At 70.0% G+C, this 25,346-nt stretch carries 22 protein-coding genes; 7 read left to right on the forward strand and 15 right to left on the reverse strand.

Translation table 11 applies throughout. From position 1 onward, the window contains the following. Positions 1–15: 15 nt before the first annotated feature. The 5 genes from FSY98_RS04075 to gabT form a co-directional block, all read right to left on the reverse strand. Entirely contained in the window at positions 16–1,482 is a 1,467-nt protein-coding gene (locus FSY98_RS04075) for an NAD-dependent succinate-semialdehyde dehydrogenase (RefSeq protein WP_144874207.1), read from the reverse strand. A 57-nt stretch (positions 1,483–1,539) separates the two neighbouring features. Further along, positions 1,540–3,084 carry an APC family permease gene (locus tag FSY98_RS04080; protein WP_144874209.1) on the reverse strand — a complete coding sequence of 515 codons (1,545 nt, stop codon included), beginning with the start codon at positions 3,082–3,084 and terminating at the stop codon, positions 1,540–1,542. After that, entirely contained in the window at positions 3,084–3,968 is an 885-nt protein-coding gene (locus FSY98_RS04085) for a universal stress protein (RefSeq protein WP_144874211.1), read from the reverse strand. The genes FSY98_RS04080 and FSY98_RS04085 overlap by 1 nt, the downstream gene beginning before the upstream one ends. Further along, positions 3,968–5,350: an NAD(P)/FAD-dependent oxidoreductase gene (locus FSY98_RS04090; protein ID WP_144874213.1), complete on the reverse strand. Its 1,383-nt coding sequence runs from the start codon at positions 5,348–5,350 to the stop codon at positions 3,968–3,970. Before FSY98_RS04090 ends, FSY98_RS04085 begins: the two co-directional genes overlap by 1 nt. 99 nt (positions 5,351–5,449) lie before the next feature. Continuing rightward, positions 5,450–6,811: a 4-aminobutyrate--2-oxoglutarate transaminase gene (gene gabT / locus FSY98_RS04095; protein WP_186307535.1), complete on the reverse strand. Its 1,362-nt coding sequence runs from the start codon at positions 6,809–6,811 to the stop codon at positions 5,450–5,452. A 107-nt stretch (positions 6,812–6,918) separates the two neighbouring features. Here gabT and FSY98_RS04100 point away from each other — a divergent pair, with 107 nt between their 5' ends. Then, positions 6,919–8,427, forward strand: a complete 1,509-nt coding sequence (locus tag FSY98_RS04100) for a PucR family transcriptional regulator (RefSeq protein WP_144874217.1) — start codon at positions 6,919–6,921, stop codon at positions 8,425–8,427. 212 nt (positions 8,428–8,639) lie between these two features. Here FSY98_RS04100 and FSY98_RS04105 read toward each other — a convergent pair whose 3' ends face one another. The 3 genes from FSY98_RS04105 to FSY98_RS04120 all read right to left on the reverse strand — a co-directional run bounded on the left by FSY98_RS04105 (position 8,640) and on the right by FSY98_RS04120 (position 12,707). Continuing rightward, on the reverse strand, positions 8,640–9,266 hold the full coding sequence (locus FSY98_RS04105) for a TetR/AcrR family transcriptional regulator (RefSeq protein ID WP_144874219.1): 627 nt from the start codon (positions 9,264–9,266) through the stop codon (positions 8,640–8,642). 30 nt (positions 9,267–9,296) lie between these two features. Continuing rightward, positions 9,297–10,982, reverse strand: a complete 1,686-nt coding sequence (locus FSY98_RS04110; RefSeq protein ID WP_396652321.1) for a glucoamylase family protein — start codon at positions 10,980–10,982, stop codon at positions 9,297–9,299. Between the two features lie 273 nt (positions 10,983–11,255). Further along, positions 11,256–12,707 carry a helix-turn-helix domain-containing protein gene (locus tag FSY98_RS04120; RefSeq protein ID WP_144874221.1) on the reverse strand — a complete coding sequence of 484 codons (1,452 nt, stop codon included), beginning with the start codon at positions 12,705–12,707 and terminating at the stop codon, positions 11,256–11,258. Positions 12,708–12,842: 135 nt separating this feature from the next. Between FSY98_RS04120 and aceA the strand changes: the two genes are divergently transcribed. From aceA to FSY98_RS04135, 3 genes are all read left to right on the forward strand, one after another. Continuing rightward, on the forward strand, positions 12,843–14,168 hold the full coding sequence (gene aceA, locus FSY98_RS04125) for an isocitrate lyase (protein WP_144874223.1): 1,326 nt from the start codon (positions 12,843–12,845) through the stop codon (positions 14,166–14,168). 126 nt (positions 14,169–14,294) lie between these two features. Next, positions 14,295–15,947, forward strand: coding sequence for a malate synthase A (aceB, locus tag FSY98_RS04130; protein ID WP_144874225.1), 1,653 nt, complete (start codon positions 14,295–14,297; stop codon positions 15,945–15,947). A gap of 89 nt (positions 15,948–16,036) precedes the next feature. Further along, complete coding sequence (locus tag FSY98_RS04135; RefSeq protein WP_144874227.1) at positions 16,037–16,471, forward strand: hypothetical protein; 435 nt, start codon at positions 16,037–16,039, stop codon at positions 16,469–16,471. A 31-nt stretch (positions 16,472–16,502) separates the two neighbouring features. Here the strand turns inward: FSY98_RS04135 and FSY98_RS04140 are convergent, their stop codons facing one another. Next, positions 16,503–17,012 carry an Lrp/AsnC family transcriptional regulator gene (locus tag FSY98_RS04140; protein WP_144874229.1) on the reverse strand — a complete coding sequence of 170 codons (510 nt, stop codon included), beginning with the start codon at positions 17,010–17,012 and terminating at the stop codon, positions 16,503–16,505. Between the two features lie 108 nt (positions 17,013–17,120). Between FSY98_RS04140 and ald the strand changes: the two genes are divergently transcribed. Beyond that, on the forward strand, positions 17,121–18,215 hold the full coding sequence (gene ald, locus FSY98_RS04145) for an alanine dehydrogenase (protein ID WP_144874231.1): 1,095 nt from the start codon (positions 17,121–17,123) through the stop codon (positions 18,213–18,215). An 81-nt stretch (positions 18,216–18,296) separates the two neighbouring features. Beyond that, a complete protein-coding gene (locus FSY98_RS04150) occupies positions 18,297–19,499 on the forward strand; it encodes a pyridoxal phosphate-dependent aminotransferase (protein WP_144874233.1) in 1,203 nt (400 codons plus the stop codon). Between the two features lie 135 nt (positions 19,500–19,634). Here FSY98_RS04150 and FSY98_RS04155 read toward each other — a convergent pair whose 3' ends face one another. From FSY98_RS04155 to FSY98_RS04175, 5 genes are all read right to left on the reverse strand, one after another. Further along, a complete protein-coding gene (locus FSY98_RS04155) occupies positions 19,635–20,033 on the reverse strand; it encodes a VOC family protein (RefSeq protein WP_144874235.1) in 399 nt (132 codons plus the stop codon). Between the two features lie 32 nt (positions 20,034–20,065). Beyond that, on the reverse strand, positions 20,066–21,211 hold the full coding sequence (locus FSY98_RS04160; RefSeq protein ID WP_396652322.1) for a UDP-N-acetylmuramate dehydrogenase: 1,146 nt from the start codon (positions 21,209–21,211) through the stop codon (positions 20,066–20,068). Then, positions 21,211–21,609: a MaoC/PaaZ C-terminal domain-containing protein gene (locus FSY98_RS04165; protein WP_144874237.1), complete on the reverse strand. Its 399-nt coding sequence runs from the start codon at positions 21,607–21,609 to the stop codon at positions 21,211–21,213. Before FSY98_RS04165 ends, FSY98_RS04160 begins: the two co-directional genes overlap by 1 nt. Further along, positions 21,609–22,064 (reverse strand): MaoC family dehydratase N-terminal domain-containing protein, encoded by a 456-nt coding sequence (locus FSY98_RS04170; RefSeq protein ID WP_144874239.1) that lies wholly within the window; start codon positions 22,062–22,064, stop codon positions 21,609–21,611. The genes FSY98_RS04165 and FSY98_RS04170 overlap by 1 nt, the downstream gene beginning before the upstream one ends. A gap of 61 nt (positions 22,065–22,125) precedes the next feature. Next, complete coding sequence (locus FSY98_RS04175) at positions 22,126–22,926, reverse strand: sulfite exporter TauE/SafE family protein (RefSeq protein WP_144874241.1); 801 nt, start codon at positions 22,924–22,926, stop codon at positions 22,126–22,128. Between the two features lie 115 nt (positions 22,927–23,041). On the opposite strand from FSY98_RS04175, the gene FSY98_RS04180 reads away from it, so the two are divergent. Next, positions 23,042–24,613: an AMP-binding protein gene (locus FSY98_RS04180; protein WP_144874243.1), complete on the forward strand. Its 1,572-nt coding sequence runs from the start codon at positions 23,042–23,044 to the stop codon at positions 24,611–24,613. 159 nt (positions 24,614–24,772) lie between these two features. Here FSY98_RS04180 and rplQ read toward each other — a convergent pair whose 3' ends face one another. Beyond that, entirely contained in the window at positions 24,773–25,336 is a 564-nt protein-coding gene (rplQ, locus tag FSY98_RS04185) for a 50S ribosomal protein L17 (RefSeq protein WP_144874245.1), read from the reverse strand. Positions 25,337–25,346 lie beyond the last annotated feature (10 nt).

Genomic DNA, 25,346 nt, shown 5'->3' on the forward strand with positions numbered 1-25,346 from the left:
GACCGATGGGGTGAGTCAGGAGACCGGGATCAGGGTGTACTTGGTGGACAGGTACTCGTGGATGCCCTCGAACCCGCCCTCGCGGCCGACGCCCGACTGCTTGACGCCGCCGAAGGGTGCAGCCGCGTTCGACACGACGCCCACGTTGAGCCCCATCATGCCGGTCTCCAGTCCGTCGATCATCCGCTGACCGCGCTGCAGGTTCTCGGTGAAGACGTACGACACGAGCCCGTACTCGGTGTCGTTGGCGAGCCGAACGGCCTCCTCCTCGGTGGTGAAGGTCGAGATCGCGAGCACCGGGCCGAAGATCTCCTCGCGGAGGATCGCCGATCCGGGCACGACGTCGGTGAGCACGGTGGGCTCGTAGTAGGTGCCGGTCCCCTCCAGCGCCTTGCCGCCCGCGAGCAGCGTCGCGCCGCGCCCGACGGCGTCGTCGACGAGTTCGCCGGCCTTCGCCACGGCATCCTCGTCGATGAGCGGTCCGATCGCGACGCCCTCTTCGGTGCCGCGGCCGATCTTCATGGCGTTGACGCGGTCGGTGACGCGCTTCGCGAACTCGTCAGCCACGTCCTGGTGCACGATGAACCGGTTGGCCGCGGTGCACGCCTGGCCGATGTTGCGGAACTTCGCAGCGAGGGCGCCGTCGACCGCCTTGTCGAGGTCGGCGTCGTCGAACACGACGAACGGCGCGTTGCCGCCGAGTTCCATCGAGACGCGCAGCACGCCCTCGGCAGCCTGGGCGATGAGCTTGCGGCCCACCTCGGTCGAGCCGGTGAACGACAGCTTGCGCAGTCGCGGGTCGGCGATGATCGGGGCGGACAGCGCCGACGACTTCGACGTCTGCACGACGTTGACGACGCCCGCAGGCAGTCCTGCCTTCTCGAGCAGCGAGGTGAAGAAGATGGTCGTGAGCGGCGTGAGCGCCGGGGGCTTGATGACGACCGTGCAGCCGGCGGCGAGCGCGGGGGCGATCTTGCGGGTCGCCATCGCGAACGGGAAGTTCCACGGCGTCACGAAGAACGACGGGCCGACGGGGCGCTGAGAGACGACCATGTGGCCGGTGCCCTCGGGGTTGATACCGTAGCGGCCGCTGATGCGCACGGCCTCCTCGCTGAACCAGCGCAGGAACTCGCCGCCGTAGACGACCTCGCCGCGGGCCTCGGCGAGCGGCTTGCCCATCTCGAGAGTCATGAGCAATGCGAGGTCCTCCTTGTGCTCCTGCACGAGGTCGAACGCGCGGCGCAGGATCTCGCTGCGCGTGCGCGGCGCGGTGGCGGCCCACGCGTCCTGCGCTGCGACGGCGGCGTCGAGGGCGCGGATGCCGTCGGCCGGCGTCGCGTCGGCGATCGTGCGGATCACGTCGCCCGTCGAGGGGTCCTTGACGTCGAGGGTCGCGCCGGTCTCTCCGTCGATCCACTCGCCGCCGATGAAGAGGCCGGTGGGGATGCTGTCGAGCAGCGCCTGCTCTGTCTGAGTGCTCATGGGTTCTCTCTCTGTGGGACGGATGCGGGGTGTCTGGGGTCAGCGGCGGCTGCGGGTTCAGCGGCGGCGGAGGCTCGGCGGGGCGTCGGCGGTGAGCGTCTCGCCGCGGAAGAACGCGGGGCGTGCGATCGCCTGCCAGATCATCACGGCGATGCCGACGACGATGATGCCGACGCCGAGCACGAACACGAGCCCGACGCCGCCGATGCTCGATCCGCTGCCGTAGGCGGGATCCATGGAGTCGATGAGCGTCGTGACGAACAGCACGGCGAGGATCGCGCCGCCGACCAGCGGGAACAGGAACGTGAAGAAGAAGCTCCGCGCGGAGTCGAACCACTGCCGGCGGAAGTACCACACGCACGCGAAAGCGGTGAGGCCGTAGTAGAAGCAGATCATCATGCCGAGCGACAGGATCGTGTCTGTGAGGACGTTCTCGCTGACGAGCCGCATCACGGCGTAGAACACCGAGGCGACGACGGCCGAGACGATCGTGGAGTACCCGGGCGTGAAGAATCGGGGGCTGACCTTCGCGAACTTCTTCGGCAGGGCGCCGTAGTGACCCATCGCGAGCAGGGTGCGGGCGGGGCCCACCGCGGTGGACTGCAGCGACGCGGCCGAGCTCGACAGCACGGCGAGCGACACGAGGAACGCGAGCGGTCCGAGGATCGGGTCGGACAGCGCGAAGAACACGTTCGCGGAGATGCCCTCGTTGGCGAGGCCCAGTTCGCCCTCGCCGACACCGGCGAACATGATGAGGCCGATCGCGAGCAGCAGGTACAGGCTGACGACTACGAACACGGTGACCATGGCGGCCCGCCCCGGGGTCTTCGCCGGGTCCTTGGTCTCCTCGTTCATGGTGAGCACGACGTCCCACCCCCAGAAGATGAAGATGGAGAGCGAGAGTCCGGCGGCGAAGGCGCTGAAGGTGGGCACCTCGAACGGGTTGAACCACGACCACGAGAACGCGGTGGGGTCAGGGGCGTCACCCGACACGGCCTTCACGATCGCGACGACCGCGAACACGACGAGGACGAGCACCTGGAAGCCGACGAGGATGTACTGGAACTTCTGGGTGGTCTGCATGTCGCGGTACGACACCAGCGTCGCGCCGAGCATGAAGAGCAGACAGACGACGACGTTGATGAACGGGTTGAACGCCAGGTCGGCGATGTCGGGATTGCCCGAGATCTGCGAGATCAGCAGGAACAGGAACTCGACCGCGATGCCCGCGAGGTTCGACAGCACGATCACGGTGGCAGCGATGAGGCCCCATCCCGTCATCCATCCGATCCACGGGCCGAAGGCGCGGACGCCCCACGTGAACGAGGTGCCCGAGTCGGGCATCTCGCGGTTGAGCTCGCGGTAGCCGAACGCCGTCAGGAGCATCGGGATGAAGCCGACGAGGATGATCGCGGGCACCTGCGTGCCGACGACCGCGACGGTCGGCCCCAGCGAGGCGGTGAGCGTGTAGGCCGGGGCGATCGTGGAGACGCCGATGACGACGGCGCCGATCACGCCGACCGTGCCGACGCTGAGGCCCTTCTGCGAGATGCCGGTCGTCACACCGGATGCGGGCTCCGTCGCCCGGTTCGAGCTGCTCATCAGCGGACTCCTGCTTCGGTGCGCGTACGCGGGACGACGATCATGGGGACGGGAAGCTCGTGCAGCATCTTCGCCGCGGTCGAGCCGAGGAAGAGTCGGCGGGGCTGCGCGAGGCGGCTCGATCCGACGAGGATCACCTCGCCGGGGAGCCACGACAGGTGGGCCACAGCGTCTTCGACGGTGTCGCCGGGGGCCTCTTCGACCGTGGCGTCGAGGGCGTCGGGCAGCAGCGTCGACGCGACCGCGAGCACCTCGCGGGAGTGCTCGTCGCCGACGATGCGGATCGACCCGGTGTCGAGACCGGGGGGCACGTCGAAGGGCACGAGGGAGACGAGGCGCAGACCGACGTGCGCGTCGGTCGCGACGGTCGCGGCCTCGTCGAGCAGGTTCTCCGCGCCGGGGCGTGTGCCGACGGCGACCGTCACCCGAGGCAGGACGTGGTCGTCCTCGGTCGAGGTGCCGGCTGGAGCCAACGCGACGGGGATGGTCGAGGAATGCAGCAGCTCCGAGGCGACGCTGCCGAGGCGGTGACGCCCGAACAGGCTGCCGTTCGCGGCGCCGACCACGATGAGCCGGGCGCCGAACTCCTCGCCGGCGGCGATCAGCCCCTCGGCGAACGATTCGCCGAATCGCACATGCCCCGTGCGGACGAGCTCCTGCGGCAGACCGGTGACGGCCTCCTCGAGCCACTGCGTCGCCTGACGACGGAGGTGATCCTCGTACGCCCGCTCGGGGGCGACGGCGGCGTTGCGCGTCCCCTCCGACGGCAGCACGATGACGAGGCGCAGCACCGCGCCGAGGCTCCGCGCGAGCCGAGCGCCCAGCGCGGCGGCGTCCGCCCCGGCATCCGTCGCCGTGTAGCCGACGACGATCGAGCCGCTCATCAGCCGACCTCGGCCGTCTCGCCCGCATCCCTCGTCGACTCGACGATGTTCGAGGCCACGAGGTGACCCATGCGGATCGCCCCGTCGACGTGCTGGAAGCCCGCGCCGGCGAGATCGCTGCAGGCGAAGTGGATCGGGCCGACCGGGGTGCGCAGGTCGGCGCCGTACCGGTGCAGACCGCCCATGTCGAAGCTCGCCGCGTACGCGCCGCGGGTCCACTCCTCCGTGCCCCAGTCGCTCTCGTAGTAGACGACCGGGTTCTTCGCCTCGGACCCGTAGTAGTGCGAGAGGGAGTCGAGGATGCGCTCCCTGCGCTCTTCGTCGGTGAGGGCGAACAGATCGTCGGCGTTCTGATCGCTGACGAAGCCGACGAGGGTTCCCCGGTCGTCGCCGTGGTTGGTGTTGTCGTAAGCCTCGTGCGCGAGCTCGTAGGGGCTGAAGGCGGTGCCGCTGAGACCCTGCTCGCGCCAGAACGGGGTCTCGTAGACCGCGTGCACCTTGATGACGAAGCCCATCGACAGGTGCTGGTGCATCTGGTGCTGGCGACGGGGCAGCGGCGGAACGAACGAGATCCGGTCGTACAGCACGGGTGCGTGCGCGAGGATCGCGTACCGGGCCCGCACGGTGAGCTCGTCGGTGGTGGCGGTGACGCCGTCGGCGCCCCACTCGAGCGTGCGGACCGGCTGGTTCAGCAGCACATCGTCGCCGAGCCGTTCGGCGAGCAGGATCGGCACCTGCTGCAGGCCGCCGGCGACGCGCTTGTCGAGGATGAAGTCGGCGTCGACGAGGTTCGAGTACGACCCCGCGGATGCCGCCATGAGCAGCGACTGCAACAGCGAGAACGTGTGCGTCGGCTTGGTGAGCATCGCAGACCCCGTGGCGAACGCCAGGTTGCGCACGGCCTCGTCGTCGTCGGTCTGCTGACGCAGCCAGGCGTCCCAGGTGACGCTGTCCCATTCCTTCGCCTGCGGGTGCTCCCACGGGCGGTCGGGGTCGATCTGCGCGACCATCGCGTCGAGGCGCTCGGTGATCTCGGCGATGACCCGCTCGGTCTCGGGCGAGACGGGGAACATCTCCCCCGTGAACCGATGCACCTGACCGTCGGGGCCGACGTACACGCTGTCGCCCTCGCGGTAGCGGCTGTACGTCTCGAGGCCGAGTTCGTCGATCGTGTCCTTCAGCGCATCCTGGTCGGGCGAGACCCATTGGCCGCCGAGCTCGAGCATGGCGCCGTCGATCACGTCGGTCCACAGGCGGCCGCCGACGCGGTCGCGGGCCTCCAGCACGGCGACCGACAGGCCGGCCTTGCGCAGGTCGTTCGCCGCGGTGAGCCCTGCGGCTCCGGCTCCGACGATCAGCACGTCACGGGTGATCTCAGCCATCTGCTTCTCCTTCGTGGGAAAGGTTGCCGGCCGCGACTCGAAATCCCCCGATACGAGTCGCGGCCGGACGTGTGTTCCAGCCGCCTCGGCGGCCGTGGTTCAGGCCGACGCGAGCACCTCGGCGATGACGTCGAGGCCCTCGTTCAGCAGGTCGTCGCCGATCGACAGCGGCGGCAGGAAGCGGATGACGTTGCCGTACGTCCCGCAGGTGAGCACGATCACACCCTTCGCGATCGCGGCCTTGGCGACGGCCGCCGTGAGCGCGGCGTCCGGAGCCTGGGTGTCGGGGTCGACGAACTCGGCGGCGATCATCGCGCCGTGTCCGCGGATGTCGCCGATGCGGGCGTCGCCCTGCTGCAGCGTCGCGAGGCGCCGGGTGAGGATCTCGCCGATCTCCTGGGCGCGCTCGATCACGCCGTCGTTCTCGAACACGTCGATCGCGGCGAGCGCCGCGGCGCAGGCGATCGGGTTGCCGCCGTAGGTGCCGCCGAGGCCGCCCGCGTGCGAGGCGTCCATGATCTCGGCGCGGCCGGTGACCGCGGCCAGGGGCAGGCCGCCGGCGATGCCCTTGGCGGTGGTGATGAGGTCGGGCTCGATGCCGAAGATCTCGCTCGCGAACATGTGGCCGGTGCGGGCGAAGCCCGTCTGCACCTCGTCGGCGATGAAGACCACGCCGTTCGCGCGGCACCAGTCGAGGATCGCGGGGAGGAAGCCCTCGGCGGGCACGATGAAGCCGCCCTCGCCCTGGATGGGCTCGATGATGACGGCGGCGAGGTTGTCGGCGCCGACCTGCTTCTCGAGCTGCAGGATGACGCGGGCTGCCGCCTCGGGGCCGCTCAGTCCGTCGCGGTACGGGTACGACATCGGCGCGCGGTAGACCTCGGGCGCGAACGGGCCGAACCCGCTCTTGTACGGCATCGACTTGGCGGTGAGCGCCATGGTGAGGTTGGTGCGGCCGTGGTAGCCGTGGTCGAACGCGACGACGGCCTGGCGACCGGTGTGCTTGCGAGCGATCTTGATTGCGTTCTCGACGGCCTCCGCCCCGGAGTTGAACAGGGCGCTCTTCTTGGCGAAGTCGCCGGGCGTGAGGCGGTTGAGCGCCTCGGCGACCTCGATGTACGACTCGTACGGCGAGATCATGAAGCAGGTGTGCGTGAACTGCGCTGCTTGAGCTGCGACGGCCGCGGCGATCTTCGGGTGCGCGTTGCCGACGGTGGTCACGGCGATGCCGGATCCGAGGTCGATGAGCGAGTTGCCGTCGGCGTCGACGACGACGCCTCCGCCTGCGGCGACCGCCGCGACGGGCACGGTGTGGCCGACGCCGGCCGGTACGGCCTCGGCCTTGCGGGCGAGGATCTCGGCCGAGCGGGGCCCGGGGAGCTCGGTGACCAGGCGACGCTCCTGGGGGAGGTCGGGTCCGCCGAGGGGAACGGTCGCGGTGTCGGTGTCGAGGAGAGCCATGTCGCGAGCGTACGACCGCGATCGACACCCCTGCATTCGCCGGGCTGTACAATCTGACCGAGGGATTCGCCGCATCGTACATCCCTGTGACGCGAGAGGAGGAGCGGATGGAGATCGCCGACGAGCCGACGCTGCAGGCGCTGCTGCGTCGCCGCGATCTCGGCCTGCGACTCGTCTCCGATCGAGAGGACCTGCCTGGCGACGCCCTGGGGCACGCCCTTCGCTGGGTGCACAGCTCCGACCTCGCCGACCCGACCCCGTTCCTCGCCGAGGACCTCGCCCTGCTGACGACGGGCGTCCAGTTCGACGCCGACACGTCGATCGACGTCTATGTCGATCGACTCGCCGACCGCGGCGTCCGCGGTCTCGGCTTCGGCACCGAGGTGCATCGAGCCGGCATCCCCGACGAACTTGTCGCCGCGTGCGCCCGGAGGGGGATGCCGCTCTTCGAGGTCCCCTACCGCACGCCGTTCATCGCCGTGGCGCGTGCGCACTCCGAGGCGATCGCCGCTCAGGCGTACGCGCGGCGCTCGTGGGCGCTGGACACGCAGCGCGCACTCGCCCTCGCCGCCCTCCGACCCCGCGGGCTCGACGCCACCCTCGCCGAGCTCGGGCGCCGCCTGGGCGTCTGGGTCGGGATGTACGACGCGTCGGGAGCACTGCAGTCCTCGCAGCCGCGCGACGAACTCGCGGACTCGGCGCAGGCGGTGCTCGGGCAGCACGTCGCCGAGGTGCTGACGCGCGGACTCGAGGCCGGGCAGTCGCTCACGGCCGGCGAGCGCTCCTTCATGCTGTTCACGATCGGACGAGGCGGCCGTCTGCGCGGGGTCATCGCGCTCGGCATCGACGGGCTCGACCCCGAGGCGCGCACCGTCGTGACCTCGGTCATCGCGATGGCCGGCCTCGCCCTCGAGCAGAGCGATCAGCTCGCCCGCAGTCGGCGGCGCCTGCACTCGCAGCTGCTCTCGTCACTGCAGGGCGACGACCCCGCGCTCGCCCGGCGGGTGCTCGGCTCGCTGCCTCCTGCTCCGATCGTGGTTGCCGTCGCGGCCGACGCTCCCGCCGGCCCGCTGACCGACTGGTGGGATCGACGCCGCACGGACGAGGGCACGGCGTCCTTCGTCGCCGAGTCCGACGACGGTGTCACGCTGTGCGTGTCGGCCGTCGACGAAGCGCTGCTCGACGAGGCGGCCGAGCGCTTCGGCATCCGCATCGGCGCATCGGGATCGGAGTCGTACGACTCCTTCTCGCGCGCGCACGCCCAGGCCGTCGCGGCCCTGCACCGGCAGACGGATGCCGGAGTGCACCGCTATGCCGACACGGCGAGCGCCAGCATCCTCGGCGCGCTCGCGACCGACGAGGCCCGCCTGCTCGCGGAGTCCCGCCTCGCACCGCTGCGCGAGAACGATGCCCGTTCGGGGGGCGAGCTGGAGCGGACGCTGCGGGTCTGGCTCGAGCACGACGCGAAGGCGGAGCCGTCTGCGACAGCACTCGGCGTGCACCGGCATACCCTGCGGTCGCGCATCGCGCAGGCGGGGACGCTGCTCAGCGCCGACCTCTCATCGTTCCCCGCGCGCGCCGAGCTGTGGGCGCTGCTGCAGACGGCGCGGGACTGACGCCGGCATCCCTCGCCGCCGGATGGGGCCGGATGGCTGGCGATTCCGGACGGATGGGGCCGGATGGCTGGCGATCCCGGACGGATGGGGCCGGATGGCTGGCGATCCTGGACGGATGGGGTCGGATGGCTGGCGATCCCCCGCCCGGCTGACGCACGGATGCCGTTCCGCCAGCCGCGCGGGCAATCGTCAGCCGTCCGTGCCGCGAGCCGTCAGCCGTCCGTGCCGCGAGCCGAGTTGAGATACCGCCCCACGAACTCCTCGAAGAGGGTCACCATGTCGACGGAGTCGTCGAGCAGCCATTGCAGTTGGATGCCGTCCATCACCGCGCTGATCAACCGCGCCGCCCGGGCGGGGTCGATGTCGGCCCGCACCTCGCCGTCCTCCTGTCCGCGGCGCAGGATCTCCTCCGCCTCGGCCGCCCGGTCGCGATAGCGCGCGGCGAACTCGGCGTGCGACGGATGGTCGGGGTCCGTCGCCTCGGCCGACACGATCGCGTACAGCGAGGTGAGCCCGCGGGAGGTCTGGTTGTAGGCGACGACGCGGGTCGCCTGTTCGAGCAGCGTGTGCTCAGCGGGGTCTCCCGCCGCCGCGCGCACCTTCGCGTCGCGCTGGTGCAGCACCTCGGCGAAGAGCTCCTCCTTGTCGGCGAAGTGGTGCAGCAGGCCGGCGGGCGTCACGCCGACGCGCTTCGCGATCTCCCGCAGAGACCCGCCATGGAACCCCGTGCGGGAGAACACCGCGAGCGCTTCGTCGACGATCGCCTGCCGCCGGGCCTGGCCCGCCGCGTAGGGCCCGCGGCGTCCACGCCCGGCGACCGGCTGCTGATCCGTGCTCACTGCCCGCTCCCGTCCCCCGACGCGGGGGGCTCAGCCGCCGTGGCCGTGCCCCGCTCCCCACGACGAGCCGAATACCTGCTGCGTCATCGCGGGCCGCAGACGCTGCTCCATCTCACGGTCCACGAAGTAGTCCTTGAGTGTATCTTTCGTCAGCTCGTTGCCGATCGCGGCCATGATCATCGATTGGTCGAGCGACAGATAGCGCTCGGCGATGGTGCCGCTGTGCACGGCGACCGCGTCGTAGAAGCCGCCCGAACCGTAGGCTCCGAGATCCTGCTCGATGCCCTCGAGGTTCTGCAGCGCACCCGCGCGGTCGTAGGGCAGCGCGAGGAACGCGGCGTGCGGGGTCACGACGCCGTCGCCGAACTCGGGGTCGGGGTTCGTGCCGGTCGAGCATCCGGGGCGATCGATGTCGACGTCGGTCTTCTCGGCATCCGAGGTGTACCCATCCGACCGCATGCCTGCGATGTCGACGCCGTACTCGGCGTATCCGCCGAAGGGATCGCTCGCCGGGGAGAAGCCCCAGTACCCGTAGCCCGCCTCGTCGAGACCGTGCTGCTTCTGCACGGCGACCGTGATCGGGTGGTTGAGCTTCCACGAGGTCGGGCCCCACTTCGTCTCGGGCACGAGCAGGTCGGGCATCAACGACTCGAACATGCTGCCGCCCCAGCTCGGGACGAACGACATGCCGCCGTACTGGTAGGCGCCCTCCCAGACCTCGATGCCGTCGTACGTGCGGTACTCGCCCTGCGGGAGCTGCTCCTGCCAGGCCCAATCGCAGCCGGGAGGCATGGTACGGTGCGTGCCGGACAGCGCTGTGGCGGGGATCTGCCCGTTGGCGATGCCGAGGTAGGTCGCGATACGGCTCTCGCTCACGGTCGTGTCGTAGTGATGGCATGTGTAGTACGCCGTCTCGCCCGAGCCGTTGTACATCGGTGCCTCGACGCTGCAGTCCGGCGGAGCCGCATCCCAGAAGCCGCCGCGGTTCGTGCCGGCGGGGAGGCCGGCGGCACCGGCCGGGTCGAAGAACGACGCGAAGTCCATGGAGTCGTACAGCGCGTCGGCCTGCTCCGCGAGGTCGGGCTCGGCCTCGCGGACGATGCGCAGGGATGCGGCGAGCCACCCGTTGTCGACCGTGCTGAGGAAGGGGTGCACGGGGTCGCCCGAGTCGGGCCAGGTCGTGAGCTTCTCCCCCGTGGTCGGCGAATACCAGTTGTAGAACATCCCGCTGGCGTCGTTCCGCTCCAGTCCGGCGAGGGTGTCGAGGGTCGTGGACAGACGCTCGTGCGCCTCGCCATCGTCGATGATGCCGAGGTCTCGCGCCGTGACCGTCGACCACAGGTATCCGCCGATGTTCGTCGGCGAGGTGTAGGCGCCCGGCGTCTGCAGATCGCCGGCGACGTTGTCGGACGGCAGGCCCGTCGCCTCGTCGGTCATCGCGTCCAGCGATCGCCAAGTGTCGACAGCCCAGCGGTTCAGCTCCTCGGTACCGGGCTTGCCGCCACCGTGACCGCCGCCGCCGTGACCGCCGCCTCCGCCGTGTCCTCCGTGTCCGCCGCCTCCGTGACCGCCGCCTCCGCCGTGGGCGTTGCTGTTACCTTCGCCACGGCCACCGCCGAGTCCGTCGCCGTCGCCGCCCGCGATCGCGGGGCCGGCGACCGCGAGTCCCGCGACGACCAGTCCGGCCGCCGCCGCTGCGCTCATCCACCGTTTCATCGTGTCTCCTCGTCGAGAACGGCGCCGCAGATCGCAGCGCTCCGATTCGCGAAAACCTAACACGTGTTCAGTGTTCGCTCAACCCCCTGCGCGCCGTCCCGTACCCTCCCGTACCGGATCTCCCGCCCGCCGACGCCCCTCTTCCCTCCCGCGACGAAACCCACCGGGCGACACACGACCCTCGCCCCGCGCCGCGCGCGACCCTCGCCCCGCGCCCCGCGCCCCGCGCCCCGCGCCCCGCGCCCCGCGAGAGCGAACACCGCGGCGAAGCACTCAGCGCGGCGCGTGCGCCTCGAGGAACTCGTACACGTCGGTCGTGTCCACCCCGGGGAACGACCCGGTCGGCAGCGTCGCGAGCAGGGTGCGCGGCGTCTTCACGTTCGGCCAGGAGTGCTCGCGCCACCGCTCCTCCAGCTCGGCAGGCGCGCGGCGGCAGCACACCTCGATCGAGTGCTTCGAGACGCCACGGTGCGGGGTGTCTCTACCCACGAACCACTTCGTGTCGTCGAAACGCACCCCCACGCTCACCGAATGCAGCCCCTCGCTCGACGCCTCGACGCGGGCGGTGCACCAGTACGTCCCGTTTCCCGTGTCGGTGTACTGGTAGTACGGGTTGAACCGGTCGTCCTCCTCGAACACCACGCGGCTCGTCCAGCGCCGGCAGCACATCTGCCCCTCGATCGCTCCGAGGCGGTCGGTCGGGAAGTTCACGTCGTCGTTCTCATACGCCTTCGTGATGGTGCCCGATTCGTGCACCTTGAGGAAGTGCACCGGGATGCCGAGGTGGCGCGTCGCGAGATTGGTGAAGCGGTGCGCCGCGGTCTCGTACGAGACGGAGTACGCGTCGCGCAGGTCTTCGATCGAGATCGATCGCCGAGCCTTGGCCTCCTGCAGCGCGGGCACGACGTGGGCCTCGGGGATGAGGAGGGCCCCGGTGAGGTAGTTGGTCTCGACCCGCTGGCGGAGGAACTCGGCGTAGCTGCGCGGCTCGGCATGCCCGAGGATCCTGCTCGACAGCGCCTGCAGCACCGCGGTGCGGGCATCACCCTTCGCCGGCACCGCACTCGACAGGTAGAGCCGGCCGTTCGCGAGGTCGGCGACGCTGCGCGTGGTCTGCGGCAGGTCCGGCGCGTAGTGCAGTGTGAAGCCGAGGTAGGCGGCGATCTCGGATGCCGTCCGCTGCGTGAGCGGGCCGCCGGGATGCCGCACGGCGGCGAGGATCTCGGACGCCTTGGCCTCCAGGTCGGCGAAGTGGTTGTCCTGGCGTCGCATGAGGTGCCGCAGATCGACGTTCGCGCGCCGGGCCTCCTCGGGGGTGGCAGCACGCTCGTCGCGGAGCCTGTCGATCTCGCCGTGCAGTGCGAGCAGTGCGCGAAGCGCCTCCGTCGGCACGCTCTTCGCGATGCGGAACGGCTCGATGCCGAGCGCCTGGAACGTCTGCCCCTTCATGGCCCGCTCGAGCGCGATCTCTGCGGCGCTGCGCTCGTCGAGCGGCTCCCCCTCGAGCAGCGCGTCGATCGTGACGCCCAGCGCGCGGGCGATCGTCTGCAGCAGCGTGAGTTTGGGCTCGCGCTTGCCCGTCTCGATCATCGACAGCTGACTCGGTGCCCGGTCCACGGTCGAAGCGAGGTCGTCGAGCGTCATCCCGCGTGCCGTGCGCAGCTGCCTGATGCGCCGTCCGATCGTGAGGGCGTCGGTGTCGTTCTCGTCGCTGAGGGCGTCCATGGCGGCGATTCTGTCACAGAAACAGAATTTCGGGCGATCTTCACATGGAAAACGTCGGGTATCCCGGCCACTCTTCACGGATGGTTGATCACAAACCACCCGGCACCGCCGCCGGGATCCGATGAAGGAGACACCATGTCGAACACCGCTGAGAACCGCACCCCTCGCCCCGCCGGTCTGCGGGCGGGCGACCAGGTCCAGACGGCCGCTGAGCTGCAGGAGATCTGGGACACCGACCCGCGCTGGGACGGCGTCGCGCGCACCTACACGGCAGACGACGTCATCCGCATCCGTGGCTCTGTCCGTGAGGACTCCACCCTCGCCCACCGCGGTGCCGAGAACCTCTGGAACCTGCTGCACACCGAGGAGTACGTGCGGGCGCTCGGCGCATACACCGGTGGGCAGGCCGTGCAGCAGGTGCGCGCCGGGCTCAAGGCCATCTACCTCTCGGGGTGGCAGGTCGCCGCCGACGGCAACCTCGCGGGGCAGACCTATCCCGACCAGTCGCTGTACCCCGCGAACTCGGTGCCGGCGGTCGTTCGGCGCATCAACAACGCGCTGCTGCGCCAGGACCAGCTCGAGCACGCCGAGGGGAACGTCACCCAGGACTGGCTCGCGCCGATCGTGGCGGATGCCGAGGCCGGCTTCGGCGGCCCGCTCAACGCCTACGAGCTCGCGCAGTCGCTGATCCAGTCCGGCGCCGCGGCGATCCACTGGGAGGATCAACTCGCCAGTGAGAAGAAGTGCGGCCACCTCGGCGGCAAGGTGCTCGTGCCGACGCAGCAGCACATCCGCACCCTGAACGCGGCGCGTCTCGCCGCCGACGTCGCCGGCGTGCCGACCGTCATCATCGCCCGGACGGATGCTCTCGCGGCCGACCTGCTGACCAGCGACGTCGACGAGCGCGACCAGCGGTTCACCACCGGCGAGCGCACGCCCGAGGGCTTCTACCGCGTCCGCGCCGGCATCGAGTCGGTCATCAGCCGCGGTCTCGCCTTCGCTCCGTACGCCGACCTGCTCTGGGTCGAGACGGGCGAGCCCGACATCGCGCTCGCCCGCGAGTTCGCCGCGGCGGTCCACGCGGAGTTCCCCGGCAAGCTGCTCGCGTACAACTGCTCGCCGAGCTTCAACTGGAAGCGACACCTCTCGGATGCCGAGATCGCGACGTTCCAGCGCGAGCTCGCCGATCTGGGCTACAAGTTCCAGTTCATCACCCTGGCCGGCTTCCACGCCCTGAACCACTCCATGTTCGACCTCGCCCGCGGCTACGCCGAGCGCGCCATGAGCGCGTACGTCGAGTTGCAGGAGGCCGAGTTCGCCGCCGAAGCCGACGGCTACACCGCCACCAAGCACCAGCGCGAGGCGGGCACCGGCTACTTCGACGTCATCTCGACCGCGCTCAACCCCGACAGCGCGACGCTCGCCCTCGCCGGCTCCACCGAGACCGCGCAGTTCCACTGACCCCCTCCCCCCCTCCCCCCCTCTCCGCCGAGACCCCCGGTTGTCGCCGAGACCCCGCCCTGCTGACGTCACCAGCACGGGGTCTCGGCGGGAATCCGGGGTCTCAGCATCAGCAAAGGACGCATCATGACCACTCCCACCGCTCCCCCGACCACCGCGCCCATCCAGACCACTCAGCAGGGTCCGGCGATCACGATCACCGGACCGCTGCGCGAGCGGTACGCCGAGATCCTCACACCAGAGGCGATCGCGTTCCTCACCGAGCTGCACCATCGCTTCGCCTCACGTCGGCATGACCGCCTCGCCGATCGGATGCGGCGGCGCTTCGAGATCGGCAACGGCCACGACCCGCGCTTCCGCGACGACACCCGGCACATCCGCGAAGACGCCTCCTGGCGAGTCGCCGGCGCCGGACCCGGCCTCGAAGACCGTCGCGTCGAGATCACCGGCCCCACCGACCCGAAGATGACGATCAACGCGCTGAACTCCGGGGCGCGGGTCTGGCTCGCCGACCAGGAGGATGCCACGAGCCCCACCTGGAAGAACGTGATCGAGGGGCAGCTGTCGCTCCGCGACGCGATCCGCGAAGAGCTCTCGTTCACGTCCCCCGAGGGCAAGGAGTACCGCGTCACGGCGGAGCGCACCCCGACGATCGTGATGCGCCCACGTGGCTGGCACCTGCCCGAGAAGCACGCCGCGTTCATCGACCGCGCGGGGCGCCGCACCGCGGCATCCGGTTCCCTTGTCGATTTCGGGCTGTACTTCCTGCACAACGCGCAGCAGCTCATCGCAAACGGCCGTGGGCCGTACTTCTACCTCGCGAAGATCGAGTCGAGCGAGGAGGCGAAGCTCTGGGACGACGTCTTCTCGTTCAGCGAGGAGTACATCGGCATCCCCCATGGCACGATCCGCGCGACCGTGCTGATCGAGACGCTGCCTGCCGCGTTCGAGATGGACGAGATCCTGTACGAGCTGCGCGAGCACTGCGCCGGGCTCAATGCCGGACGCTGGGACTACATCTTCTCGATCATCAAGAACTACCGCGGCCGCGGCGCCCGCTTCGTGCTCCCGGACCGCAGCGAGGTGACGATGACCGTGCCGTTCATGCGGGCCTACACCGAGCTGCTCGTGCAGACCTGCCACAAGCGCGGGGCGTATGCCATCGGCGGCATGAGCGCGTTCATCCCCAACCGGCGCGACCCCGAGGTCACCGCTCGGGCGATCGAGAAGGTGTCGGCCGACAAGAAGCGCGAGGCGGGCGACGGCTTCGACGGCACGTGGGTCGCCCATCCCGACCTCATCCCCACCGCCCAGGCCGAGTTCGACGCCGTGCTCGGCGACCGCCCAAACCAGGTCGACCGCCGGCGCGAAGAGGTGCACGTCCGCGCATCCGACCTGCTGGACCTGCACATCGGCCGCCCGATCACCGCGCAGGGCGTGCGCGACAACGTCTCGGTGGCGATCCGCTACCTCGAGGCCTGGCTGCGCGGACTCGGCGCCGTGGCGATCGACAACCTCATGGAGGATGCGGCGACGGCCGAGATCAGCCGCTCGCAGGTGTGGCAGTGGATCCATCAGGACCGCACCACCGACGACGGCACACCGATCACGGCGGACTACGTCGAAGAACTCATCACCGACGTCCTGGCGCGAGCCACCCGATCGGCCGGCGACCGCTTCGACGACGCCGCCGACGTGTTCCGCGAGGTCGCGCTGCAGCCGGAGTTCCCCGCGTTCCTCACCGTCGGCGCCTACTCGCGCTTCCTCGTCGAGGACTGATCGGGCAGCAGAGGGCCCGGATGCCGCGCGGCATCCGTGCCCTCCTGCGTTCCGACCCCCGCCCCTCCGTGCGGGCGTAGCCTGAATTCATGACCGACGTCTGGAACGGGATCGCCTCGGAATTCCTGCACCTCTACCCGCGCGGGAAGCGCCTTCTTGCCGTGGCGGGAGCGGATGCCGAGCGCTCGCGCCTCGCGGCCGATGACCTCGCCGCCGCCCTGACCCAAGCGGGTCAGACGGTCGAGCGGGCGCACACCGCCGAGGACGCCGACGAGGCGCTGCGCGCCGACGTGATCGCACCGTTCCGTGCGGCGGCCGCCCCGGGCACGGCGTTGATCGTCTCGGGTCCGGCGTCGCTGCTGAGCGAGAAGTCCCGCGGGCTCTGGAACTTCACGCTCTGGCAGCTCGCGGGCGATGAGCCGCCGCACTCGATCGCCTCGGCCCTCGTCGACGTGACCGACCCGGCGAATCCCTCCCGGCGCTTCGCGGACTACTGCGCGCTCCCGGCATCCTTCGGCGCCTGACCGGGGGCCGGGCCCGCTCTGATCCCACGGATCAGCGGAACGACGCGGCGACCGAGTTGCGGTGGTAGTCGAACACGATGCTCGTGCGCGTCGAGGCGACGCTCGCCTGCGCCGACAGGTGCTCGAGCACGAACTCGCGCATCTCGGACGAGTCGGCCACGGCGATGTGCAGCAGGAAGTCGTCGTCGCCGCCGAGGAAGAACACCTGGATGACCTGGGGCAGCACCCGCACCCGGTCGGCGAACTCGACGATGCTCTCGCGCCGGCCGCTGGGGCGCAGCGTCACGCCGATCACCGCCTGCAGGCCGGAGCCCAGCATCCGCTCGTCGACGCTCGCGTGGAAGCCGGAGATCACGCCACGCTCGACGAGTGCGCGAAGTCGGGCGTGCGCGGTCGAGGGGGCGACGCCGAGGTGATTCGCGAGCTCGGCATTGGTCATGCGTCCGTCCGCGCTCAGCAACTGGACGATGCGGCGGTCGACGGCATCGAGCGCCGGCGCCCGAAGGGTGTTCGGCCCGGCCGGGTCGGGGGTCGTAGTCATGCGAACGATTATGCAGGATATGCTGCGATTCCGAAGGTTCTTCAGTGATTCTGTCGCTGTGACGATGTTTCTGCGATCCTGATCTCACGCACCGACACAGGAGGATCGATGAGGATCGGCGTACCCACCGAGGTCAAAAACAACGAGAACCGCACCGCCCTCACCCCTGCGGGCGCCGATCGGCTCGTCCACGAGGGCCATCGCGTGCTGGTCCAGTCCGGAGCAGGCATCGGATCGGGCATCTCCGACGACGCCTATCGCGCCGCGGGAGCCGAGATCGTCGACACCGCCGAGGAGACCTGGGGTGAGGCCGAGCTGCTCATCAAGGTCAAGGAACCGATCGCCCAGGAGTACGGCTTCCTGCGCGACGACCTCACGCTCTTCACCTACCTCCACCTCGCAGCCGACCGGGCGCTGACCTCGGCGCTCGTCGACGCCGGCACGACGGCCGTCGCGTACGAGACCGTGCAGCTGCCCGACCGCAGCCTCCCCCTCCTCATCCCGATGAGCGAGATCGCCGGTCGCCTCTCGGTCACGATGGGCTCGTACTCGCTCATGCGGTCGGCTGGCGGACGCGGCGTGCTGATGGGCGGCATCGCGGGAGCACCCCGGGCGAAGACCGTCGTGATCGGCGGCGGCGTCGCCGGCGAGCACGCGGCGGCGAACGCGCTGGGCCTGGGATCCCAGGTCACCGTGATCGACATCTCGCTGCCGAGACTGCGTGAGCTCGAGCACCGCTACGGCGGCGCCCTCGAGACCCGGGCGTCCAGTCGATACGACATCGCCGAGGCGCTGAGCACGGCCGACCTCGTGATCGGGTCCGTGCTGATCCCGGGTGCGGCTGCGCCCAAGCTCGTCACCGACGAGATGGTCGCCGGCATGAAGGCGGGCTCGGTGCTCGTCGACATCGCGATCGACCAGGGCGGATGCTTCGAGGGATCGCGTCCGACCACGCACGACGACCCGACCTTCCCCGTGCACGAGTCGATCTACTACTGCGTCGCGAACATGCCGGGCGCCGTCCCCGAGACCGCGACGCGGTCGCTCACGAACGCCACACTCCCCTATGTCTCGGCGATCGCCGGCAAGGGATGGGCACGGGCTGCCGCCGACGACCCGGCGCTCGCGAAGGGGCTGAACGTGCAGGGCGGACGCATCACGCTGGATGCCGTCGCCCAGGCCCACGGCTTCACCTCAGCCTGAGCCGGACGACGCGAAAGAACCCGCAATCTTGTCGCCGTCCGCCCCTCCGCCCAGCCGGTCAGCCCGGGTACGCTCGATACCGTGACCGAACGCGCACCCCTCTCCCGCAAGCTGTCCGCCATCGCAGAATCGGCGACCCTCAAGGTCGACGCCAAGGCCAAGGCCCTCAAGGCCGAGGGCAAGGATGTCATCTCGTACGCCGCCGGTGAGCCCGACTTCGCCACGCCGCAGTTCATCGTGGATGCTGCGGCCGAGGCGCTGGCCGACCCGGCCAGCTACCGGTACACGCCGGCCCCCGGCCTGCCCGCCCTGCGGGAGGCGATCGCGGCGAAGACGCTGCGCGACTCGGGCCTGGAGGTCTCGCCCGGCCAGGTCATCGTGACCAACGGCGGCAAGCAGTCGGTGTATCAGGCCTTCCAGGCCGTGGTGAACCCTGGCGACGAGGTGCTGCTGCCGGCGCCGTACTGGACGACCTACCCCGAGGCGATCCGCCTCGCCGACGGCATCCCCGTCGAGGTCTTCGCGGGCGCCGACCAGGATTACAAGGTGACCGTCGAGCAGCTCGAAGCCGCCCGCACCGAGCGCACCACCGTGCTCGTGTTCGTGTCGCCGTCGAACCCCACCGGTTCGGTGTACACGGCCGACGAGACGAAGGCCATCGGCGAGTGGGCGCTCGAGCACGGCATATGGGTGGTCTCGGACGAGATCTACCAGAACCTCACGTACGAGGGCACCGCGGCGACCTCGATCGTCGCGGCCGTCCCCGAGGTGGCCGGCCAGACCATCCTCGTCAACGGCGTCGCCAAGACCTACGCCATGACCGGTTGGCGCGTCGGCTGGATGGTCGGCCCGACCGACGCGATCAAGATCGCCGGCAACCTGCAGTCGCACCTGTCGAGCAACGTGAACAACGTCGCCCAGAAGGCGGCGATCGCGGCGCTCAACGGCCCGCAGACCGAGGCGGAGCAGATGCGCGAGGCGTTCGACCGTCGCCGCCGTCTCATCGTCTCGGAGCTGTCGAAGATCGACGGCCTCGTCGTGCCGAACCCGCTCGGCGCGTTCTACGTGTACCCCGACGTGCAGGGCCTGCTCGGTCGCAGCTGGGGCGGCGTGACGCCCACGACATCGCTCGAGCTCGCCGATCTCATCCTCGAGCAGGCCGAGGTCGCCGTCGTTCCCGGAGAGGCCTTCGGCCCGTCGGGCTACATCCGCATGTCGTACGCGCTGGGCGACGACCAGCTGCTCGCCGGCGTCCAGCGCCTGCAGCGGCTCTTCGCGTCCTGACCCGTTTCGTCTCGCTGCGCTCGCTCAACGACCGTAGAACCGTGGGTCGTTGAGCGAGGAGCGCAGCGACGAGACGAAACGCGCCGCACCTCCCGCAGCGCCGGCCGCCGATCCGCACACCTCGCCGCGGCGCGCTCAGTCCCCCTGGAAACCGATCAGCCAGCGGATGCCGTAGCGGTCGACGAGCGTGCCGTCGTAGTCGCCCCACGGCCGCTTCTGCAGGGCGTCGATCACGCGCCCTCCCGCTGACAGCCGGTCGAACCAGCTCGTGAGCGTCGAGGCGTCGGAGGTGCCGAGCAGCGACAGGAACATGCCGCTCATCTGCACGGCGTCGTCGTCGGCTCCGGCATCCGCCCCCGCGAGCGCGACCGGCCCCGTCAGCTGCCCGTGCGCGATCGCGTCACCGGGTCCGTCGTGCCGACCGGCATCCGCATAGCTCATCGTCTGCAGCTCACCGCCGAAGACGGATCGATACAGTTCGAGCGCCTCCGCGGCGTTTCCGGGGAACAGCAGGTACGGGATCAGTCCGCTCATGCCGCGAGTGTACGACGATCCGAGGACGTCGCCTACAGCTCGACGCCGAGCAGCACCGGCTCGGGCTGCAGCACGAGTCCGAACTCGGAGTGCACGCGGCTCTGGATGAAGCGCGCGAGTTCCGAGACCTCGGCGGCCGTCGCCCCACCGCGGTTCGTGAGCGCGAGCGCGTGCTTCGTCGAGACGGAGGCTCGGGACCGAGGGAGCTTGAACCCCTTGCGGATGCCGGCCTGCTCGATCAGCCACGCGGCGCTGACCTTGACGTCGGGCGCCTCGGTCTTCGCCGCGGGCACGAGGCCCTCATACGCGTGCAGCGGGATCACCGTCACCGCGTCGAGATCGGGAGACACGGGCCACCGCGGGCACTCCGGCGGGAGCGCCCTGGCCACGGCCTCGGGGACGATCGCGTTCTGGAAGAACGAGCCGACGCCGTGGGTGTCGAGGTCGTCGGCATCCCACAGCATGCCCTTCGAGGCCCGAGTGGCGAGGATGCGGTCGCGCACCCATGCCAGCGGCACGGGGTCGTCGGAGGTCAGCCCGAGCGCACGCCGCAGCTGTTCGCCGCGCACGATCCGCTCCCGCGCCACGAGCAGGTCGACGGTCACCGACAGGATCACTGCGCGACGCTGCGGCTCGCTGCCGTAGTGGTGCTTGAAGACCGAGGTGCGGAAGCCGAGCCCGAGCTCTGCGGCCGGCACGGTCGACACGACGCCGGTCGACTGGTCGATCAGCTCGACGTCGACCAATGTCTCCTGGATCTCCTGTCCATAGGCGCCGATGTTCTGCACGGGGGCGGCGCCGACGGTGCCCGGGATGCCGCTCATCGCCTCGAGTCCGGCGTACCCGCGATCCACGGCGTAGGCCACGAGGTCGTCCCACCCGTGGCCCGCCTCGACCCGCAGGCGGATCCGGCCGGGGTGCGGCGACGGCAGCTCCTCGATGCCGCGGGTCAGGATGCGGATCACGGTCCCCTCGAAAGGGTCGTCGCCGACGAAGAGGTTCGACCCTCCGCCGAGAACGAGCAGCTCCTCGCCGCGCGACCATACGTCGGTGAGCGCACCGATCAGCTCGGCGCGCGTGGAGGCCTCCAGCATCCGCTCCGGTGCACCGCCGGTGCGCAGGGTCGTCAGCGTCGAGAGTCGTAGGGGCTCCACCTCGTGCACAGCGGTCTCCCCCATCACGCGGCGATGCGGAGCTGCGCCTTGACGAGCACGGTCGTCTCGGCGAACGTCACCTTGAGGTCGACCCGGACCGCGTTCTCGTCGACGGCGCCGACGGTCGCGAGCACGTGCAGGTCGGCTCCGGACTCGGGGTCGACGACGACCGGTTTCGTGAAGCGCACTCCGTAGTCGAGCACGCGGGCTGTCGGCTCGAGCGCCGCGACGACGACCGACGAGGCGATTCCCATCGTCAGCATCCCGTGCGCGAGCACGCCGGGAAGCCCGACGGCCGCGGCGACGTCGTCGCGGTAGTGGATCGGGTTGAAGTCGCCGGACGCTCCGGCGTAGCGCACGAGCAACTCGCGCGTGAGGTGGACGGTGCGCTCCGCGATGACGTCTCCGATGGCGTACGACATCACTGCGCTCCCTCTTCCGCGCCGACGAGCAGGACGCTCGTCGCGGTCACGACGTGCGCGCCCTCGGCATCCGCGATCGCCGCCTCGCTCGTGATCATGGCGTTGCCGCCCATCATGCGGATGCCGGTGACGCGCAGCTGCGCCGTGAGCTCATCACCCGCGACGATCGGCCGCGTGTACGCGAAGCGCTGCTCGGCGTGGATCGTCCGGGCGAGCACGATACCGGAGTCCTCCTCGCTCAGCAGCTGCTGCAGCGTGAGGTCCTGGATCACCATCGCGAACGTCGGCGGTGCGACCACGTCGTCGAAGCCGGCGGCGCGCGCGGCGTCGACGTCGGTGTGCTGCGCGGCGTCGGCGAAGACCGCACGCGCGAACTCGCGCACCTTCTCACGGCCGACGAGGTACGGGGCGGTCGGCGGGAACTCCCGACTGATCAGTTCTTGGTTCACTGCCACCCCTCGATCCTACGTTCTCACCATCGGGACGACGACCAGGAGGACCGGAGGAAAGCGGGGCTCAGTCCTTCTTGCGGCGGCCCTTGATCGCCTTCATCGCCATCTGCACGGCGATCACCACGAGGTATGCCGCGAACAGCATGTTCGCGACACCGGGATCGATGATCGTCGCCAGCCAGGCGCCGAGCGCGGTGGTGGCGCACGCCGAGACGCCGACGACGGCTGCCGCGACGATGTCGACGTTGTGGTTCCGAAGGTTTCCGATCGTGCCGGAGATCGCGGTCGGGATCATCATGAGCATCGAAGTGCCCTTGGCCACGAGGTCGCTCGTGCCGAACGCGAGCATGAGGACGGGGACGACGACGATCCCGCCGCCGACGCCGATGAGCCCCGAGAGGATGCCGGTCGCGACGCCCACCACGACGAGCGCCATCCCGCTGAGGACCGACAGCTCGAAGACGGCGTCGCGCGAGGGGATCACGAGGAACAGGCTCACGATCACGACGACCAGGAAGCCGACGAAGAACCAGCGCAGCGTGGTCTGCGAGATGCGGGGCAGCAACCGGGTGCCGATCTGCGCGCCGACGACCGACCCCGCGGCGAGGATCAGGGCCGGGATCCACGCGACAGAGCCGTGCACCGCGTACGAGATGACGCCGACCGTGGCCGTGGGCACGATGGCCGCGAGCGAGGTGCCGGCGCCGAGCCGCTGGTTGAAGTGCAGCAGCAGCACGAGCAGCGGGACGATGACCGTGCCGCCGCCCACCCCGAAGAGCCCGGAGAGGAGGCCGGCGGTGAGGCCGATGCCGATGAAGGAGACGACGGCGCGAGGCCCACGGTTCAGGGTCGGCGCATCAGTCACCGCACCAGCCTACTCTCGAGATCCGCACCAGGATCTCCCTGGGACTGAGTGCCCTTTCGTGCGACACTGGAGCGCACCGGACGACGCCGTCCCGACCCGGATCGAAGGAGATCTCATGGTGCGCAGTTCCTTTCCCGATGTCGAGATCCCCGAGACCTCCATCCACGACTTCCTGTTCGGCGATCTCGACGAGGAGCGGCTCGACGCCGTGGCCCTCATCGACGGCCTGAGCGGGGCGACGACCACCTACCGACAGCTCGTCGGACAGATCGATCTCTTCGCGGGTGCGCTCGCCCACCGCGGTGTCGAGGTCGGAACCGTCGTCGGGGTTCTGTGTCCGAACGTGCCGGCGTTCGCGACGGTGTTCCACGGCATCCTGCGTGCGGGGGCGACCGCGACGACGATCAACTCGCTCTACACGGCCGATGAGATCGCCAACCAGTTGACGGATGCCGGAGCCACCTGGCTCGTCACCGTCTCCCCTCTGCTGCCTGGCGCCCGCGCCGCGGCCGACCGCGTCGGCATCGACGCAGACCACGTCATCGTGCTCGACGGCGCGGACGGCCACCCGTCGCTGCCCTCGCTCCTCGGCGAAGGGCGTCGCGCACCCGAGGTCTCGTTCGACCCCGCCACGCATCTCGCCGTGCTGCCCTACTCCTCGGGAACGACCGGGCGCCCCAAGGGCGTCATGCTCACACACCGCAACCTCGTCGCCAACGTGAGCCAGTGTCGCTCGACGATCTCGCTGGCCGACGACGACCGCGTTCTCGCGGTGCTCCCGTTCTTCCACATCTACGGGATGACCGTGCTCCTGAACTTCGCTCTTCGTCAGCGTGCCGCGCTGGTGACGATGCCGAAGTTCGATCTCACAGAGTTCCTCCGGGTCGTGCAGGAGCACCGCACGAGCTGGGTGTTCATCGCCCCGCCGATCGCGGTCGCCCTCGCGAAGCATCCGCTCGTCGACGACTACGACCTGTCGTCGGTGAAGGTCATCTTCTCGGGTGCGGCGCCGCTCGACGGCGCACTCGCCACAGCCGTGGCCACCCGCCTCGACTGCGTGGTGTGCCAGGGATACGGCATGACAGAGACCAGCCCGGTCACCCACGCCATCCCCTACGACCGCCCCGAGATCGACCGATCCACCGTCGGGGTGCTGCTCGCGAACACCGAGGCACGGCTGCTCGACGAGGACGGCAGCGATGTGGCCGTGCCCGACACCGGCGCGAGCGAACCGGGAGAGATCGTCATCCGCGGGCCGCAGGTGATGGCCGGATATCTGAACCGCCCCGATGCCACGGCCGAGATGCTGGATGGCGACGGGTGGCTGCGCACCGGCGACGTCGCCACGGTCACGGCCGACGGAGTCTTCCGCATCGTCGATCGGCTCAAGGAGCTCATCAAGTACAAGGGCTACCAGGTCGCCCCGGCCGTGCTCGAGGCTGTGCTGCTCGAGCATCCGTCTATCGCCGATGCGGCCGTGATCGGTGCTCCGGATGACGAGGGCCAGGAGGTGCCGAAGGCGTTCGTGGTCCTGCAGCAGGGCGCGGTGCTCGATGCGGATGCCGTCATCGCGCACGTCGCAGCCCTCGTGGCGCCGCACGAGAAGGTGCGTCAGGTCGAGTTCATCGACGCGATCCCGAAGTCGACCTCCGGCAAGATCCTCCGCAAGGATCTGCGCGTCCGCTGAGCGGGGCCCCCACCTGTTCCCGTCGCGATTCGTGCCGCCGAACTCGCTCTCGCGCGGCACGAACTGCGACCGGAGGTATCTCCGACACGCTGCGCGCCTCCCCACGCACGACGAAGCCCGCCACCCCGTGAGGGATGGCGGGCTTCGAGCGTTGCGAGATTACTTGTTCTCGACAGCGTCCTCGGCGGAGGCCTCAGCGGCCTCGCCTTCGGCCTGCGACTCGGCGCCGGCGTCAGCAGCGGCCTCGTCGGCGGGAGCGTCCTCGGTGGTCTCCTCGGCGGGAGCCTCCTCGGCCGGCTTCTCCTCAGCGGCGGGCGCAGCGGCAGCCGGAGCAGCCTTCTTGGTCGACTTCGCCTTCGGCGTGACGGGCTCGAGGACGAGCTCGATCACGGCCATGGGAGCGTTGTCACCCTTGCGGTTGCCGACCTTTGTGATGCGCGTGTAGCCACCCTCGCGGTCCGCGACGAGCGGAGCGATCTCGGCGAACAGCGTGTGCACGACGTCCTTGTCACCGATGACCGAGAGGACGCGACGACGGGCGTGCAGGTCTCCGCGCTTGGCGAAGGTGATCAGACGCTCGGCGAGCGGACGCAGGCGCTTGGCCTTCGTCTCGGTCGTCTTGATGGACTTGTGGGTGTAGAGAGCCGCCGCGAGGTTGGCAAGCAGCAGGCGCTCGTGGGCGGGGCCGCCTCCGAGGCGGGGACCCTTGGTGGGCTTGGGCATAATCGTCTAA

This window comes from Microbacterium sp. 1.5R (assembly GCF_007667425.1).
In the GTDB taxonomy this organism is placed as follows: domain Bacteria; phylum Actinomycetota; class Actinomycetes; order Actinomycetales; family Microbacteriaceae; genus Microbacterium.

Bases quoted from the DNA above. Each gene is read 5' to 3' on its own strand.
- FSY98_RS04110 (WP_396652321.1), bottom strand. From the start codon at position 10,982: ATGAAACGGTGGATGAGCGCAGCGGCGGCGGCCGGACTGGTCGTCGCG.
- FSY98_RS04180 (WP_144874243.1), top strand. From the start codon at position 23,042: ATGGTGCGCAGTTCCTTTCCCGATGTCGAGATCCCCGAGACCTCCATC.
- rplQ (WP_144874245.1), bottom strand. From the start codon at position 25,336: ATGCCCAAGCCCACCAAGGGTCCCCGCCTCGGAGGCGGCCCCGCCCAC.
- FSY98_RS04155 (WP_144874235.1), bottom strand. From the start codon at position 20,033: ATGAGCGGACTGATCCCGTACCTGCTGTTCCCCGGAAACGCCGCGGAG.
- aceA (WP_144874223.1), top strand. From the start codon at position 12,843: ATGTCGAACACCGCTGAGAACCGCACCCCTCGCCCCGCCGGTCTGCGG.
- FSY98_RS04075 (WP_144874207.1), bottom strand. From the start codon at position 1,482: ATGAGCACTCAGACAGAGCAGGCGCTGCTCGACAGCATCCCCACCGGC.
- FSY98_RS04080 (WP_144874209.1), bottom strand. From the start codon at position 3,084: ATGAGCAGCTCGAACCGGGCGACGGAGCCCGCATCCGGTGTGACGACC.
- FSY98_RS04100 (WP_144874217.1), top strand. From the start codon at position 6,919: ATGGAGATCGCCGACGAGCCGACGCTGCAGGCGCTGCTGCGTCGCCGC.
- FSY98_RS04165 (WP_144874237.1), bottom strand. From the start codon at position 21,609: ATGTCGTACGCCATCGGAGACGTCATCGCGGAGCGCACCGTCCACCTC.
- gabT (WP_186307535.1), bottom strand. From the start codon at position 6,811: ATGGCTCTCCTCGACACCGACACCGCGACCGTTCCCCTCGGCGGACCC.
- FSY98_RS04160 (WP_396652322.1), bottom strand. From the start codon at position 21,211: ATGGGGGAGACCGCTGTGCACGAGGTGGAGCCCCTACGACTCTCGACG.
- FSY98_RS04135 (WP_144874227.1), top strand. From the start codon at position 16,037: ATGACCGACGTCTGGAACGGGATCGCCTCGGAATTCCTGCACCTCTAC.
- FSY98_RS04140 (WP_144874229.1), bottom strand. From the start codon at position 17,012: ATGACTACGACCCCCGACCCGGCCGGGCCGAACACCCTTCGGGCGCCG.
- aceB (WP_144874225.1), top strand. From the start codon at position 14,295: ATGACCACTCCCACCGCTCCCCCGACCACCGCGCCCATCCAGACCACT.
- FSY98_RS04085 (WP_144874211.1), bottom strand. From the start codon at position 3,968: ATGAGCGGCTCGATCGTCGTCGGCTACACGGCGACGGATGCCGGGGCG.
- FSY98_RS04120 (WP_144874221.1), bottom strand. From the start codon at position 12,707: ATGGACGCCCTCAGCGACGAGAACGACACCGACGCCCTCACGATCGGA.
- FSY98_RS04090 (WP_144874213.1), bottom strand. From the start codon at position 5,350: ATGGCTGAGATCACCCGTGACGTGCTGATCGTCGGAGCCGGAGCCGCA.
- ald (WP_144874231.1), top strand. From the start codon at position 17,121: ATGAGGATCGGCGTACCCACCGAGGTCAAAAACAACGAGAACCGCACC.